Source organism: Promicromonospora sp. Populi (genome assembly GCF_041081105.1).
Classification (GTDB): Bacteria; Actinomycetota; Actinomycetes; order Actinomycetales; family Cellulomonadaceae; genus Promicromonospora.
Genome location: NZ_CP163528.1, coordinates 3,407,678 through 3,421,660, shown reverse-complemented (window position 1 = coordinate 3,421,660; position 13,983 = coordinate 3,407,678). Strand labels below are relative to the sequence as shown.

Genomic DNA, 13,983 nt, shown 5'->3' with positions numbered 1-13,983 from the left:
CGGCGTGGCAGGCCCGTCCCCGCCTCCGCAACTGAGTCTCGCCCCTCGGGGCGCTCGCGTGTAACGTTCCGAGCGCACTCGACGAAGAGCTTGGGGGGAAGCGCACGGATGACGAGCGAGAGGCTCACGGGAGTCCCGGCGAGCCCGGGTCGGGCGGTGGGCGTAGTGGTCCGGATGCCCGGCCCGCGTCCCGGAGCCGCGGACCAGTCGCCTGACGGGTTCGGCCGACGACGCCGTCCGCGCCGTCGAGGAGGCGGCCGCACGGGTCGAGTCGGACCTGGCGGAGCGCGCGAGTCGCGCAGCGGGCACCGCGGCCGACGTCCTGGCGGTCACGGCGGCCATGGCCGCCGACCCGACCCTCGCCGCCGGCGCAGCTCGCCGAGTCCGGGAGGACCGCCTCACCCCGGAGCGTGCCGTGTGGGACGCGGCGGGCTCGGTAGCCCTGCAGCTTGAGGCGCTCGGCCCGCCCATGTCGGAGCGCGCCCGCGACGTGCGGGACGTGCGGGACCGCATAGTCGCCGCGCTCACGGGCGCCGCCCCGCCGGGCGTGCCCGACCCGGGGCACCCGTTTGTGCTGGTCGCGAGCGACCTAGCCCCGGCCGACACCGCCATGCTGGACCCGGCAGTGGTCACCGCGGTCGTGACAGCGCGTGGCGGCCCCACCTCGCACATGGCGATCCTGGCCCGCGCCCTCGGAATCCCGGCGGTCGTCGCCCTGCCCGGTGCGGGCGACCTCGTCGACGGCGAGGAGATCGTGGTGGACGGCACGCTCGGCACCGTCCTGCGCACCCCGTCCGCGGACGACGTCGAGGGAGCCCGGCGCCGGATCACCGCCGCCACCTTCGACGGCCGGGGTGTCACCCGCGACGGGGTCGAGGTGGAGCTCGTCGCGAACGTCGCGGACCCGGCGGCGGCAGAGGCGGCGGCCGCGGCGGGCGCGCGCGGCGTGGGCCTGTTCCGTACCGAGTTCTGCTTCCTGGGCCGCGGCGAGGAGCCCAGCATCGAGGAGCAGGTGACCGCCTACCGGGCGGTCCTGTCCCATTTCCCGGGCGGCCGGGTGGTGGTCCGCACGCTCGACGCCGGCGCGGACAAGCCGATGCGGTTCCTCACCCCGGACCACGAGGACAACCCGGCGCTCGGCGTCCGGGGGCTGCGCACCGCCGTCGCGCACCCCGACGTGCTGGACCGCCAGCTGGACGCGATAGCGCAGGCGGCCGCCGCGGAGACGGCCGAGGTCTGGGTGATGGCGCCGATGGTCGCCACCGTCGACGAGGCCCGCGACTTCGCCGCCGCGTGCTCCGCCCACGGCCTGGCGCAGTCGGGCGTGATGATCGAGACCCCCGCCGCCGCGCTGCAGGCGCGGCACGTGCTGGCGGAGGTGTCGTTCGCGAGCCTCGGCACCAACGACCTCACGCAGTACACGATGGCGGCCGACCGCGACCTGGCCGGTGTGGCCGCCCTGTCGACCCCGTGGCAGCCCGCCGTCCTGCAGCTCGTCCGCCTGGCGTGCGAGGGCGGCGCGCTGCACGGCGTCCCGGTGGGTGTGTGCGGCGAGGCGGCGGCCGATCCCCTCCTCGCTCCCGTCCTCGTGGGGCTTGGCGTAACGTCACTGTCTATGACACCCCGTGCGCTGGCCGACGTAGCCAGCACCCTGGCCGGGGTGTCCCGCGACGAGTGCGCGGCGCTGGCCCGGGCGGTTCTCGACCTCCCGACGGCGCAGGCGGCGCGCGACGCCGTCCGAGAACGTCTTCTCACCTGAACCTCATCTGAACCCTCAGGTCACATTCCAGTCACGTAGTCGCTTTAAGGTGGCCCGCATGCCCGAACCGATCCGGACCGACTCGCAGGAGAGCGCTGCACCAGACGTGCAGGTCACGCTCTCGACGGCGTCGGTGTTCCCCCGACGTGTGCCGCTGGCCTTCGAGTCAGCGGCCGAGCTCGGCTACGACGGCGTCGAGGTGATGATCTGGTCCGAGGAGGTCACGCAGAACCCCCGGTCCCTGGCGAAGCTCGCCGCCGACACGGGCATGCCCGTGCGATCGGTGCACGCACCGACGCTCCTGGTGAGCCAGCGGGTCTGGGGCCGGTCGCCGATGGCGAAGCTCGAACGGACCGCGGACATGGCCCTCGAGCTCGGGGCGGAGACCGTGGTGGTGCACCCGCCGTTCCGCTGGCAGTACAAGTACGCGCGGCAGTTCCAGGAGCAGGTGCGCGCGCTGAGCGAGAAGACGGGCATCACGATCGCCGTCGAGAACATGTACCCGTGGCGCGGTGGCAAGCGTGAGTTCCAGGCCTACCTGCCCGGCTGGGACCCCGCCGAGCACGACTACGACGCCGTGACCCTCGACCTGTCGCACGCGAGCGTGGCGCAGCAGGACGCGCTCATGCTGCTGGGTGTCTTCGGCGACCGCCTGCGGCACGTGCACCTCGCGGACGGCAACCACGGCCCCCGGGACGAGCACCTGGTGCCCGGCCGCGGCAGCATGCAGGCCGAGAAGGTGCTGCAGGAGCTGGTCGCGCGCAAGTGGAGCGGCGACGTCTGCGTGGAGATCTCGACCCGTGCGGCGCGCACGGCCGCCGAGCGCCACGACGACCTGGCCGCCTCGCTGGAGTTCGCGCGGGCCTACCTGTCGCCGACGCCGCGGGAGTTCCACACCCCGCCCGGGGTGCACCACCGGGCCCACGACGCCTGGTGACGAGTTCTGTGATCCTGCTCTCGAAGGGGTTCGATTCCACGCGCGGGCATGGCTAGACTGGGCCACTGTCGAGAACGAGACGGTGCGGCGATCCGCCGCCTGGACCTTAAGGAGGTGGCGCGCATGACACGTAGCGAGCCTCCGAGTAGTCCGAACCGCAGCTGAGCTGACGGTTCCCGGCCCGCGTCCCAGCGGGCTCTCGCGCACCGGTGCGCTCCGCCCACTTTCTGGGCGTGAGGTCCACCGGTAGTACGGCCGTCCGGCGTTGCGGTGCGTTCGCAGTCCGTTTCCTGCGCTCGACCCCAGGAGTTCCCCATGGCCACGTTCCTGCCCTCCCGCCCCTCCCGTCCGCTGCTGGGCGCCCTGCGTCAGCGGCGCGCCGTCGGCGTCGTCCCTGACAGCACCCCGCGCACCGTCGCGCCGGAACCCCGCTCGTCGGTGGTCGCGGCCGCGATCTACGACGACGGCGTCCGCACCGCCGGCTACGACAACCTCGCCGAGACGTTCAGCGCGCTCCGCTCCCGGCCCGGCGGCATGGCCTGGATCGGGCTGGAGCGGCCGGACGAGGCCGAGCTGACGTCGCTCGCGCGCGAGTTCGACCTGCACCCGCTCGCGATCGAGGACGCCATCCAGGCGCACCAGCGGCCCAAGATCGAGCGGTACGGCGACACCCTGTTCGTGGTGCTGCGCGCGGCGCGCTACCTGGACGACGCCGAGGAGGTCGAGTTCGGCGAGCTGCACGTGTTCGTGGGCCCGGACTTCGTGGTGACCGTGCGGCACGGCGCCTCGCCCGACCTCGCCGCGGTGCGCTGCCGGCTGGAGTCGGACCCCGAGATGCTCGCCCGCGGGCCCGAGGCCGTCCTGTACGCCATCCTCGACAGCGTCGTGGACGGGTACGCGCCGGTGGTCGCGGGGCTGGACCACGACATCGACGAGATCGAGTCCGACGTGTGGGGCGGCGTCCCCGACGTGTCGCGGCGCATCTACGAGCTCTCCCGCGAGGTCATCGACTTCCAGCGCGCGGTCCGGCCCGAGCAGAGCCTCTGCGCCTCGCTCGCCAAGGGCGCCGACAAGTACGGCGTGCACCAGGAGCTGCAGGCCTACCTGCGCGACGTCGCCGACCACCTCACCGAGGCCGCCGACCGCATCGAGGTCTTCCGGGCTGCGCTGCGCGACATCCTCACCGTCGCCGCCACGCTCGCGGCGCAGCGGCAGAACGAGGAGATGAAGCACCTGTCCGAGGTCAGCATCCGGCAGGGCGAGGAAGTCAAGAAGATCTCGGGCTGGGCGGCAATCCTGTTCGCCCCGACCCTCGTCGGCACGATCTACGGCATGAACTTCGAAGTCATGCCGGAGCTCGACTGGGTCTACGGCTACCCGGTGGCCCTGGTCGCGATGCTGTTCGTGAGCGTGGGCCTGTTCGGCGTCTTCCGCTGGAAGCGCTGGATCTGAGCCGGTTCGGCCGCGCTGTCGGCGCTATGCGGGGTCGAGCGTCTCGGGGTCGGGTAGGGACACGATGTATCGGTGCCCGACGGCGGTGACCACCAGGCCCGCCGCCGCTCCGACGAGCAGCGGCGTGCTGTAGCCGGAGCGCGCCAGCAGGCCGCCGAGCAGGGAGCCGATCGGCATCGCGCCCCACAGCGCGGTGCGCCACGTGCCGTGCACCCGGCCGAGCAGGTGGTTCGGCACCGCGGCCTGGCGCAGCGACATGACAAGCACGTTCCACGTCGTTGTGCTGCCGAACGTCAAGAAGAGGGCGATCGCCCCGACCCAGGCCAGGGGGAACGCGCCGGCGAGGAACCACGCCCCGAGGCCTACCGCGTTCGCGACCGCCATGACCGGCCCGGTCCCGAAGCGCGTCTTGAGCCGGTTCGTGACCCCGGCCGCCGCCAGGGCGCCCGCGGCGCCCGCCAGCAGGAAGGTGCCGTACCAGGCCTCGGGCACGTCGAGCCGCTCCAGGATGAACAGCACCAGAGTCGAGGTGATGGCTGCCCAGCAGACACCGATGAGCACGCTCACTATCCACAGCGGCCGCAGCATCGAGTCGGCCCAGATGAACCGGAAGCCGGCGACGAGCTCGGCCCGCCAGCCGGTGGTGCGTGCGGTGCCCTGATCGGCGTCGGGCGCGCTCGGCTCGGTGCTCCGCCGTCGGCCGGCGACGCCGGACGCGATGGCGGGCAGCGCCAGGGCGAGCCCGCCCGCCACGGCGTACGCGGCGGTGTTCAGCCCGAGCGCCCAGACCGCAGAGAGCGCGAGCAGCCACGACGTGAGCGGTTGCGAGACGAACTGCTGCACCACGATCTCGGTGGCCTCGATCCGGGAGTTCGCCCGCGGCAGGTCGCGCTTGCCGACGAGCGACGGCACGACGGCGCGGATGGCGCCGTCGTACACCGTCTCCAGTACTCCGTACAGGAGCACGACCAGCAGGAGCCACCAGATGGTGAGCGCACCGGTGACGCTCAACGCGAGGAGGCCGCCCGCGACGAGCGCACGCACGCCGCCCGCGAGGCCGAGGGCGAGACGGCGGTCGATGCGGTCCACGAGCACACCCGCCGGGATGGCGAACAGGAGCCACGGGAGCAGGGCGGCTACCGCGACGAGCGACACGAGCAGCGGGTCGTCCGTGAGCTGGACGGCCAGCAGCGGCGCGGCGACACGCGCGACGCCGTCGCCCAGGCTCGAGCTGAGGTTGGCGGCGACGACCCGCGTGAACGCGCCGCCGAGCGGTCCGGGTTCGGGCGCAGGCCCGGAGGGAATGGCGGCGGAAGACACCCGCCAGAGGCTACCGCTCAGGCTCTACCGCTCAAGCTCTATCTGTATCGCCCGAGCCTGCGGCTCAGGCGAGGACGCGGTCCGGGACGCGTGCCCCGACCGCCCGCAGCACAAACGCCTCCGCGGCGCGGATGGTGCGCTCGCGCGCGACCGGCTCGTCGGGGATGAGGCGCCCGGACAGGCAGGCGTTGACGAGGTGCACCGTCGGCTCGATGTCCTGGGGCGGGAACGTCCCGGCATCGACCCCGGCAGTCAGGATGCGACGCAGGATCGCCTCCACGATGTCGGCGTGCTCGCGCAGGCGCTGCTGCGTGGCGCGGGACAGGACCGTGCGCAGGTCCGGACCGGGGGCAAGATGGAAGACGCGGGTGAGCTGAGCCTGCTGGCGGATATAGGTACGCAGCTGTTCCACGGGATCGCTCACGCCGTCGAGCGCCCGCTCCAGGGTGTGGGCGTACTGCTCGGTCTCGTGCGTGATGAACCCGAGGAGCAGCGCTTCCTTGTCGTGGAAGTGGTTGTAGACAGCGGTCCGGCCGACGTGCGCCGCGGCGGCGATGTCGGCCAGGGTGATGGTGTCGAACCCGCGCTCCGCCATGAGGGTGGACAGAGCGGTGAACAGCTTGTGCCTAGTCATCTGGCGGTGCTCGTGCAGGCTCTTCCCGATGATCTTGGGCATGCTGACATCATATGCCTTCGTCGTCAGGTAACTGGGACGCCGGATCGGTGGTCCGGCAGGGCCAGCGGCAGGCTCCAGCCCGCGGATGGTGTTAAGCCCGGATACACCGTCTTTGTGGTGCTGAATGTCTATGCATTCGCCGTTCCCGCTCTGAGACTCAGTCGCCAAATGTATATTCGCTGGCATATACCTGCGTGCCCGCGGAAATCCGATCGCTATGCGTTGCAGCAGAGTGCGCGCACTGTCACGACCGTGTTTCACCCCTGTAACACGCCTGCATCATCGTGGAAGGTGGCCCGCAGTAAAGTTCCCGCATGACATTTCTGGCGGGTGTGCTTCCAGCGGAACACGCCTCGGGTCACATTCTGATCCTGCCCAGTACCAACGGCCCCGTAGCCGTGAGCGAGCTCGGGGCCGCGTGGTTCTCCGATATCGCGTGGCTCCGAGAACCGGCCCGCACCGCGGGCAGCCGACGTATGGCCGGCGCCCGGTTCCGGGGAATGGCACAGCCCGACGCGCTCATCCCCGGCGTCATGCGCCTGGGGGAGGAGCATGTGGCCACCGGACCCTTTGAGGTCGGCGAGGCGCACCTCGCTGAGCTGCAGATCTCCGCGGGCAACGCGGAGGCGTACTCCGTGGCGCGCGGTGACGGCCTGCGGGACGTGCGCGGCGCGGCACCGACGTCGTACGACGACCGGGACGGCATCGCCCGCGCCTTTCCCCATGCGCTCCCGCAGGGTGAGGAGCTGCGCATCGTGCAGTGGATGGTTGCTGCGGCCCGCAAGACCGGCGGAGGTCTGCTCACCGACGGCCGGCAGCCGCTGATCCCGGACCCTTCCGCATCCGTCAACCTGGCGCTCTACTCCGCGCACGCCGTCCTGGCGGCCGACCTGCTGCCGATGCTGCGGTCCTTCATCGCGACGGCCGACGTGTCCGCCGAGCAGGTCACGCCCGACGGCTCGCCGCGCTACACGCTCGCGGGCAGCACGGCGTACGACGGGGCGCTGGTCGTCGACGTCGAGCGGGTCGACCGGGTGCCGCGCTCGCTCGGGCCGCTGGACTGGCGCAGCTACGGACCGTTTGTGTACCGCATGAGCTGGCTCCCGGCCGACCCCTACGATCTTGAGCTCGAGCACGCGTCCGGGCTGCACGTCATCGCCAGGTCACGTATGCGCGCCTCGCTCGCCCGCCTCGCGGTGACGCTCCAGAGCCGCATCGCGGGCATCCTCGTGGACGACGGCGGCTTCATCGCCACTCCGGAGGAGCTGGACGGGCGCAGCGACCCGACAGCGGGCGGCGCACAGAGTTCTCGCGCCTGGGTCTGACCTCGGAGAGTTTTCCACAGATTTTATCCACAGCCCTGTGTGTGGTACGGGAAATCCGGGGCTTTACCTGTGGATAGAACTGTGGGCAAAGAGAGGGTGAAAATTACAACCCCGGAGCGGTTGCCGGTCGTGCGACACGCGGATAGAAACGTGGCAATGGTTCGACGATTCGGGTGCAGATGCGGTGCGCTGCAGCAGTACCGACCGGCCCGAGCATCGAACACATGGTTGACCGGAGAACGACGGGACGTCCCGTACCGCGGTACGGGCTGTGGATGACGCCACAGGTGCCCGTACGGGGCCGGAAAACCGCCCGCGTCCGAAGTATCCGTGGAGAACAGGCCCGGCGATCCGGGTCTGACGGTTACCTCGGGGTCGTGACGTCGACACGACGCTCTGGTCCTCGTTGAGTGCGGACCAGGGTGCGCGGTTAAGCCAGGGCCCCCGGCCTGCCCCGGGGGCCCTGGCCTTGTCCCGGGGGTAGTCCCGGGACTGCCCAGGAACCTGGACCGGTTCTAGGCTCGGTGTATGAGCAACCTCGAGATCCGGCCGGCCGAGCAGGTCTGCACCGCGGGCGAGCAGGGCGACGGCGTCGAGCTTCTCACCCCGCGCGACGTGCCCCTCGGGGGGCCACGGGCGATGAACGTGCGCCGCACCCTCCCACAGCGTGCGCGCTCGCTCGTGGGGGCCTGGTGCTTCAGCGACCACTACGGGCCCGACGACGTCACGTCCGGCGAGGGCATGCAGGTCCCGCCGCACCCCCACACGGGGCTGCAGACGGTGAGCTGGCTCTTCGAGGGCGAGATCCTGCACCGCGACTCGGTGGGCTCGCTCCAGACGGTCCGGCCGGGCGAGCTCAACCTCATGACAGCGGGCGTGGGCATCTCGCACTCGGAGGAGTCGCCCAAGGGGTCGCGCCCACCCCGGCTGCACGGTGTGCAGCTGTGGACGGCGCTGCCCGGTTCGGCCCTCGGCATCGACCCGCACTTCGAGCACCACGGCGACCTGCCGGTCGCCCGGCACGACGGCGCCGTCGTGCGGATGTTCATCGGGCGCCTCGCGGTGGGTGGTCAGGAGCTGGCCTCGCCCGCGACGACGTACACGCCGCTCGTGGGCGCGCAGGTCGACCTGGAGCCCGGCGCTGAGGTGCGGCTCGACGTCGACCCGGCGCACGAGCACGCCCTGCTCGTGGACAGCGGGGAGGTGACGTTCGAGCAGAGCGTGGTGCCGCCGTCGAACCTCGGCTACGCCGCGCCCGGGCGACCCACCCTCCTGGTGCGCGCCGCCGCAGGGGCGCCGGCCCGGGCGGTCCTGATCGGTGGGCTGCCGTTCGCCGAGGACATCATCATGTGGTGGAACTTCATGGGCCGCACGCACGAGGACGTCGTCCGGGCTCGCGACGACTGGATGGCGCAGATCGCCGACCTCGACGACGGTTCGACGACCTACGCCGACGGCGCCGCCGGGCGCCGGTTCGGCCAGGTGCAGGGCTACCGGAGCGGACCGCTCCGCGCGCCGGAGCTGCCCGACCTGCGCCTCAAGCCGAGGGCGCGGCCGGGCCGCTGATCGGCTCAGGCTCTACCCATGTCGGCTGAGCCTGCGGTTCCGCTCCGGGCGCGTGCCTCGTTCCTCGGCCCCCACCCTGCACTGCACCTCCGGCTCAGCCGATGTCGTAGCGGAGCATGAACTCACCGGCGTCGAGCACGACGTAGCTGACCTCGACCGGCGTGCCGTCCTGCGTGAACGCGGTGCGTGTCACCGAGAGCACCGGGGTGCCGGGTTCGATCCGCAGCTCCTCGATCTCCTCGATCGTCGGCATCCGGCCCACCACGTCCTCGCGGAACCGCACCGGCGCGTGCCCGGCCTCGGTCAGGCGCGCGTGCGTGCCGCCCGGCCCGACCTCCTGGTCCGCTATCGGTGTCCCGCCAGCGATCGACGCGGGCAGGTACGACGTCGCGAACAGCACGGGCTTGCGCTCCCGCAGGTGCAGACGCTCGCGCACGGTCACCTTGTCGCCGTCGGCGAGGCCGAGCGCCGCGCGAACCTTCTCGGACGGTTCGGCCTCTGCCGTGACGGCGAGGGTGCGGACCTTGAGCCCGGCGCCGGTCTCGTCGATCTCGGCGGTCACGGTGGACGCGTCGACCGTTCCGCCCGTGCTGTCCCGCACGATCGGCTCGAAGGCGCGGACGAACACGCCGGACCCGTGCCGGGTCACGGTCAGGCCCTCGTCCTTGAGCATCGACAGGCCGTGGCGCGCGGTCATGCGCGCCACGCCGTAGGTCGACATGAGCGCTGCTTCGCTCGGAAGACGATCGCCCGGTTTGTAGGTCCCGGAGCGGATCGCGGCACGAAGATCCTTGGCGATGCTTGCGGCAGTCACACGTCCCTCTCTAGACACGGAACCCACCTAACCCGCAGCCAGTGCGTATACGCAACTTTTCGGCGTAGCGGTTGCGACTCCCAGTTAACCCGCAACAGGCTGTCTATGCGCCTAGAGGTAGGTGCGGAGAGGTGGGAGGAATGGCGACGATTGCGGGCAGCCTGGCCGATTCTGCGGCCGGCGCGGCGGAGCTGCTGGCGGAGGTGGGAGACGCGAGGGTCAAGTGGGTCGAGGTGTTTCGCGATCATCTGGTCGTGCATCCGGCGCGGCTGATCGAGGGAGCGGACATCGCCGCTCAGCTCGGCATCACCGCCGCGACGGACTATCCGGCCACGCGACCGGGCTTCACGGTCTGGACCGGCCGCTGGAACGGCATGGACATGTTCGTCTACGGCGCTCTGCGCGGGAGCATGCGGGCGCCCCGGTCGTGGCCGGCGTGAGCGCCGGCTCCTGTGACCCCGGCCCCGACCCTGACGACTGCCCGGCGCCGGGCGCGCACCTGGCTGAGCTCGTCGGGGTCACGGCGATGATCGCCCACATCTTCGACATCCATACGCTGGACGTCCGGGCGGGTGTGGACCACCTCGATCTCGAGGACGACGTGGTGCGGGTGCTGACCGTCGAGGTCGTCGCCGCGCGGGTACCCGACGCGCTGAGGCTCGCCAGGATGCTCCATCTCGCCGAGCGCCCGGGGCGGCACGACGACGGGCGGGTGCCCGTGTTGTGGCGCTGCTGGAGCGGCTGGGTGCAGGCCGCTGAGCGCGGGCTCCCGGTCTCGCTACACGTGACGGCGCCGGTCCGGGGTTGAGCACTGCTCCCCACACAGACGAACGCCGCAGTCCGGACGGTGGGTCCGGACTGCGGCGTTCTTGCTGAGCGGGTGACGGGAATCGAACCCGCGCTATCAGCTTGGGAAGCTGAAGTTCTACCATTGAACTACACCCGCATCGTCCGGTTCTGTATGGGTATCTGCTGTTTGAGAATCCCGCTAGGGTTCCCGCAACAGCACCCACGAACCTGGTGCGCGACCCGATCATACCCAACCTCGCCCGGATGCCCGAACCGGTTTCGGAGCGAGTGTCGCCGAGCAGCCGGAGCAGCAGTGACCGAGCACCCCAGCGAGAAGCCGACCGAGCCGATCTACCAGGAGACCAAGCCCCTTCCGCCGCGTCCGCCCAGGCCCCCGCAGTCGCAGCGCGAGACCCGGGCGCTGCAGACGCCGAAGGTGCCGAGGCAGCCGAAGACCGCCGGGGCAGGGCCGGCCGGCGGCAGCAGCCCGGCGAACTATCAGCAGCAGTACGACTACGACCGCCCCTCCCCGCCCGTGGGTCACGTACCGGGGCGCAAGTCCCGCATCACCGCGGGCCTGCTCGGGATCCTGCTGGGTGTGGTGGGCGCGCACCGGTTCTACCTCGGCTACAAGGGCCTGGGCTGGATCATGCTGCTGATCACGGTGGTGTCGCTGGGGCAGGCGTGGTTCGTGCCGGCGATCTGGGGCGCGATCGAAGGCATCCTGTATCTCGTGATGCGCAAGGGCTACTGGTCGGTGGACTCGAAGCTCAAGCCGCTGCAGTGGTGACAGCAGCCCGATGACGACGGCGCTGCCCTACCACCGGGCGGCGCCGCCCGGTAGCGCCCAGTACCGTATCGGGGTGCTCCTCTCCGACCGCGATATCCGTGCCGAGCTCGAGGCCGACCGCGTTGTCCTCGACCCGTACGACGCGTCGATGCTGCAGCCGTCGAGCATCGACGTCCGCCTCGACAAGTTCTTCCGGCTGTTCGACAACCACAAGTACCCGTTCATCGACCCGGCGGTGGACCAGCCCGAGCTGACCCGCCTGGTCGAGGCGGACAACAACGAGGCGTTTGTGCTCCACCCGGGCGAGTTCGTGCTGGGCAGCACCTACGAGGCGGTCACTCTGCCCGACGACGTGGCGGCCCGCCTCGAGGGCAAGTCCTCCCTCGGCCGTCTGGGCCTGCTGACGCACTCGACGGCCGGCTTCATCGACCCGGGGTTCAGCGGGCACGTGACGCTGGAGCTCAGCAATGTCGCCACGCTCCCGATCAAGCTCTGGCCGGGCATGAAGATCGGGCAGCTGTGCTTCTTCCGGCTGTCGTCGGCCTCCGAGCACCCGTACGGCTCGGACCTGTACGGGTCGCGGTACCAGGGTCAGCGCGGCCCGACGGCGTCCCGTTCCGCGAAGAACTTCCACCGCACCGAGGTGTGACCGCCGGGCCCCGGCGGCGTTGCCGACGGGGTCCATCGCGCCGCTGACGGCCTTCGCCGGACGGTAGGCTCCGGATGCCCGGCACGGACCGGGCATCCGGACCTCGAAGGGACCCCGATGGCCGCTCCTGCGCTCCTGCCCTTGCCGCGCACCGTTGCGCAGTCACACCAGGCGAGGCACGTACTGGTCGTGCCGGGAGACGTCGAGCTGGACGAGATCGAGGTCCTCGCGCTCTCCCGGTTCTCCGCCACCCGCTGGGACGTGGTGCCGGTCGGCATCTTCCCGGGGAACGTGGCAGGAGCCCCGCAGGGGCGCCGCGCGCAGGGCAAGGAGGTGGGCGTGCTGCGGGTCTCGCGGCACGCGGTGATGAACGGGCCGTACCTGCCCTCGGGCGACGGGTTCGACCTCGGCGTGCCGCCGGGCGCGGCGATGGCCTTCGACATCGTGTGTCACCGGGAGCGTGGCGAGCCGCCGTTCCCGGCGGGCGACCGCGACGGCATCGGCAGGGCCTTTGCGGTGGGCATGCCCGAGCGTGAGGAACGCCGCCTCGTCGAGTGGCTCGTCGCCGTCGCGCGGCGGCTGGGCGGCTCGCTCCGGCTGGACGTGGGCGGCCTGTGGGACATCCAGGCACCTGGCGGTCCGACGGCGAAGCCCGGGGCCGGCGTAGTGCTCACCCCGGACGCCGGGGCCGCCATCGACATGACCGTGTACTCCGACGTCTGGCTCGACCCGCAGGCCGCCCACACGATCCTGCAGAAGGTCCACCCGCGAGCCCGCCTGCACATGGAGGGCAAGGAGTGGGGCGGTCCGCCGGCTGGCATCGCGGACAAGGCGCTGTACCCGGGCGAGACCCTGGACCCGGTGCTGCGCAAGAAGCTGCACGCGGCCGCGGACGACTACGACATCCGGGCGTTGACCGGCCCGCGCGTCCTGGACGGGTACGGCCTGGTCGTGGAGCTCGGCGTCGACGGGATCGTCTCCGTCGAGATCAGCGGCGAGGAGAAGCTGCCCCGCCTCCTGCGCGGCCTGCCGTGGGCCGAGCAGGGTGCGGTGCGCTATTGGGTGCACTGGGAGCCGCAAGACCTCGCAGAATCGCAGCAGGAGGTCCCCACGATGGAGCTACGGGTGGCGCGCAAGCGCTCGGCAGAGCTGGTGGCCCGGCTCGCGAGCGCGATCCACACCGCCGCCGGAGGCGAGATCGCCGACGAGGATGGCTTTCTGGTAGACCCCTCCGACCTCTGAGGGCTGGTTCAGGGTCAGGTCAGAGGTACTGGCCCGGGGTGCGGCGGTCGCCGCCGGACTCGTCGCCCTGACCACCCGGCAGGGTGGGGCCGCCGGGGCCCGTCGGGTTGAACGCGCCGGTGCCGGGCGGCAGTGCACGGCGCATCTGCGAGAGCTGCGCCTGGGCTGCCATCTGCTGTGCCACGAGCGCCGTCTGGATGCCGTGGAACAGGCCTTCGAGCCAGCCCACCAGCTGCGCCTGGGCCACGCGGAGCTCGGCGTCGGACGGCGCGGAGTCGTCCGAGAACGGCAGCGTGATGCGGTGCAGCTCGTCGACGAGGTCGGGGGAGAGCCCGTCCTCGAGCTCGTGGATCGAGCGCTCGTGGATCTCTGCCAGGCGCGTGCGGGCGGCTTCGTCCAGCGGCGCGTCCCGCACCTCGTCGAGCAGGCGCTTGATCATGCCGCCGATCCGCATGACCTTGGCCGGCTCCTCGACCTGCCGCACGACGGCCTCGGCCTCGTCGACGGCGGCCTTGTCACCGGCGCCCTCGGGTTCTTGCTCCGGCGGCACGGCCGCGCCATCGGGGGTCACCACCTGGGGGTGCACGGTGGGTGCCGGGCCGGTTGCGCGATCGGTGCTCTCGTCGGGCTGGGGGGTGGCTCGCTCGTCGGTCATGGACCCAGT

General features: G+C 71.5%; 14 protein-coding genes and 1 tRNA gene. 10 read left to right on the top strand and 5 right to left on the bottom strand.

Annotation, left to right across the window (positions count from 1 at the left end; all coding sequences use genetic code 11):
* The first annotated feature begins 211 nt into the window (after positions 1–211).
* The 3 genes from ptsP to AB1046_RS15535 all read left to right on the top strand — a co-directional run bounded on the left by ptsP (position 212) and on the right by AB1046_RS15535 (position 4,148).
* Positions 212–1,759, top strand: coding sequence for a phosphoenolpyruvate--protein phosphotransferase (ptsP, locus tag AB1046_RS15545; protein WP_369375731.1), 1,548 nt, complete (start codon positions 212–214; stop codon positions 1,757–1,759).
* A 58-nt stretch (positions 1,760–1,817) separates the two neighbouring features.
* Positions 1,818–2,696 (top strand): sugar phosphate isomerase/epimerase family protein, encoded by an 879-nt coding sequence (locus AB1046_RS15540; protein WP_369370201.1) that lies wholly within the window; start codon positions 1,818–1,820, stop codon positions 2,694–2,696.
* 315 nt (positions 2,697–3,011) lie between these two features.
* A complete protein-coding gene (locus tag AB1046_RS15535) occupies positions 3,012–4,148 on the top strand; it encodes a magnesium and cobalt transport protein CorA (RefSeq protein WP_369370200.1) in 1,137 nt (378 codons plus the stop codon).
* Positions 4,149–4,172: 24 nt separating this feature from the next.
* Here the strand turns inward: AB1046_RS15535 and AB1046_RS15530 are convergent, their stop codons facing one another.
* A complete protein-coding gene (locus tag AB1046_RS15530; RefSeq protein WP_369370199.1) occupies positions 4,173–5,468 on the bottom strand; it encodes an MFS transporter in 1,296 nt (431 codons plus the stop codon).
* Between the two features lie 64 nt (positions 5,469–5,532).
* Entirely contained in the window at positions 5,533–6,144 is a 612-nt protein-coding gene (locus AB1046_RS15525) for a TetR/AcrR family transcriptional regulator (RefSeq protein ID WP_369370198.1), read from the bottom strand.
* Positions 6,145–6,542: 398 nt separating this feature from the next.
* Between AB1046_RS15525 and AB1046_RS15520 the strand changes: the two genes are divergently transcribed.
* Together AB1046_RS15520 and AB1046_RS15515 are read left to right on the top strand one after the other, a co-directional pair.
* The gene (locus AB1046_RS15520) at positions 6,543–7,469 is read left to right on the top strand and encodes a hypothetical protein (protein ID WP_369370197.1); all 927 of its coding nucleotides are present in this window, start codon (positions 6,543–6,545) and stop codon (positions 7,467–7,469) included.
* Positions 7,470–7,997: 528 nt separating this feature from the next.
* Positions 7,998–9,035: a pirin family protein gene (locus tag AB1046_RS15515; RefSeq protein ID WP_369370196.1), complete on the top strand. Its 1,038-nt coding sequence runs from the start codon at positions 7,998–8,000 to the stop codon at positions 9,033–9,035.
* Positions 9,036–9,129: 94 nt separating this feature from the next.
* Here the strand turns inward: AB1046_RS15515 and AB1046_RS15510 are convergent, their stop codons facing one another.
* On the bottom strand, positions 9,130–9,849 hold the full coding sequence (locus AB1046_RS15510) for a GntR family transcriptional regulator (protein WP_369370195.1): 720 nt from the start codon (positions 9,847–9,849) through the stop codon (positions 9,130–9,132).
* A 140-nt stretch (positions 9,850–9,989) separates the two neighbouring features.
* Here AB1046_RS15510 and AB1046_RS15505 point away from each other — a divergent pair, with 140 nt between their 5' ends.
* On the top strand, positions 9,990–10,289 hold the full coding sequence (locus AB1046_RS15505) for a hypothetical protein (RefSeq protein WP_369370194.1): 300 nt from the start codon (positions 9,990–9,992) through the stop codon (positions 10,287–10,289).
* Positions 10,286–10,657, top strand: coding sequence for a hypothetical protein (locus AB1046_RS15500; RefSeq protein WP_369370193.1), 372 nt, complete (start codon positions 10,286–10,288; stop codon positions 10,655–10,657). Before AB1046_RS15505 ends, AB1046_RS15500 begins: the two co-directional genes overlap by 4 nt.
* Positions 10,658–10,724: 67 nt before the next feature.
* Here the strand turns inward: AB1046_RS15500 and AB1046_RS15495 are convergent.
* Positions 10,725–10,795 (bottom strand) — tRNA-Gly (locus AB1046_RS15495).
* 156 nt (positions 10,796–10,951) lie between these two features.
* On the opposite strand from AB1046_RS15495, the gene AB1046_RS15490 reads away from it, so the two are divergent.
* The 3 genes from AB1046_RS15490 to AB1046_RS15480 all read left to right on the top strand — a co-directional run bounded on the left by AB1046_RS15490 (position 10,952) and on the right by AB1046_RS15480 (position 13,319).
* Complete coding sequence (locus AB1046_RS15490) at positions 10,952–11,428, top strand: TM2 domain-containing protein (RefSeq protein WP_369370192.1); 477 nt, start codon at positions 10,952–10,954, stop codon at positions 11,426–11,428.
* A gap of 73 nt (positions 11,429–11,501) precedes the next feature.
* Positions 11,502–12,077, top strand: coding sequence for a dCTP deaminase (gene dcd / locus AB1046_RS15485; RefSeq protein ID WP_369375729.1), 576 nt, complete (start codon positions 11,502–11,504; stop codon positions 12,075–12,077).
* A 117-nt stretch (positions 12,078–12,194) separates the two neighbouring features.
* Positions 12,195–13,319 (top strand): hypothetical protein, encoded by a 1,125-nt coding sequence (locus AB1046_RS15480; RefSeq protein WP_369370191.1) that lies wholly within the window; start codon positions 12,195–12,197, stop codon positions 13,317–13,319.
* A gap of 19 nt (positions 13,320–13,338) precedes the next feature.
* Here the strand turns inward: AB1046_RS15480 and AB1046_RS15475 are convergent, their stop codons facing one another.
* Entirely contained in the window at positions 13,339–13,974 is a 636-nt protein-coding gene (locus tag AB1046_RS15475; RefSeq protein WP_369370190.1) for a bacterial proteasome activator family protein, read from the bottom strand.
* Positions 13,975–13,983 lie beyond the last annotated feature (9 nt).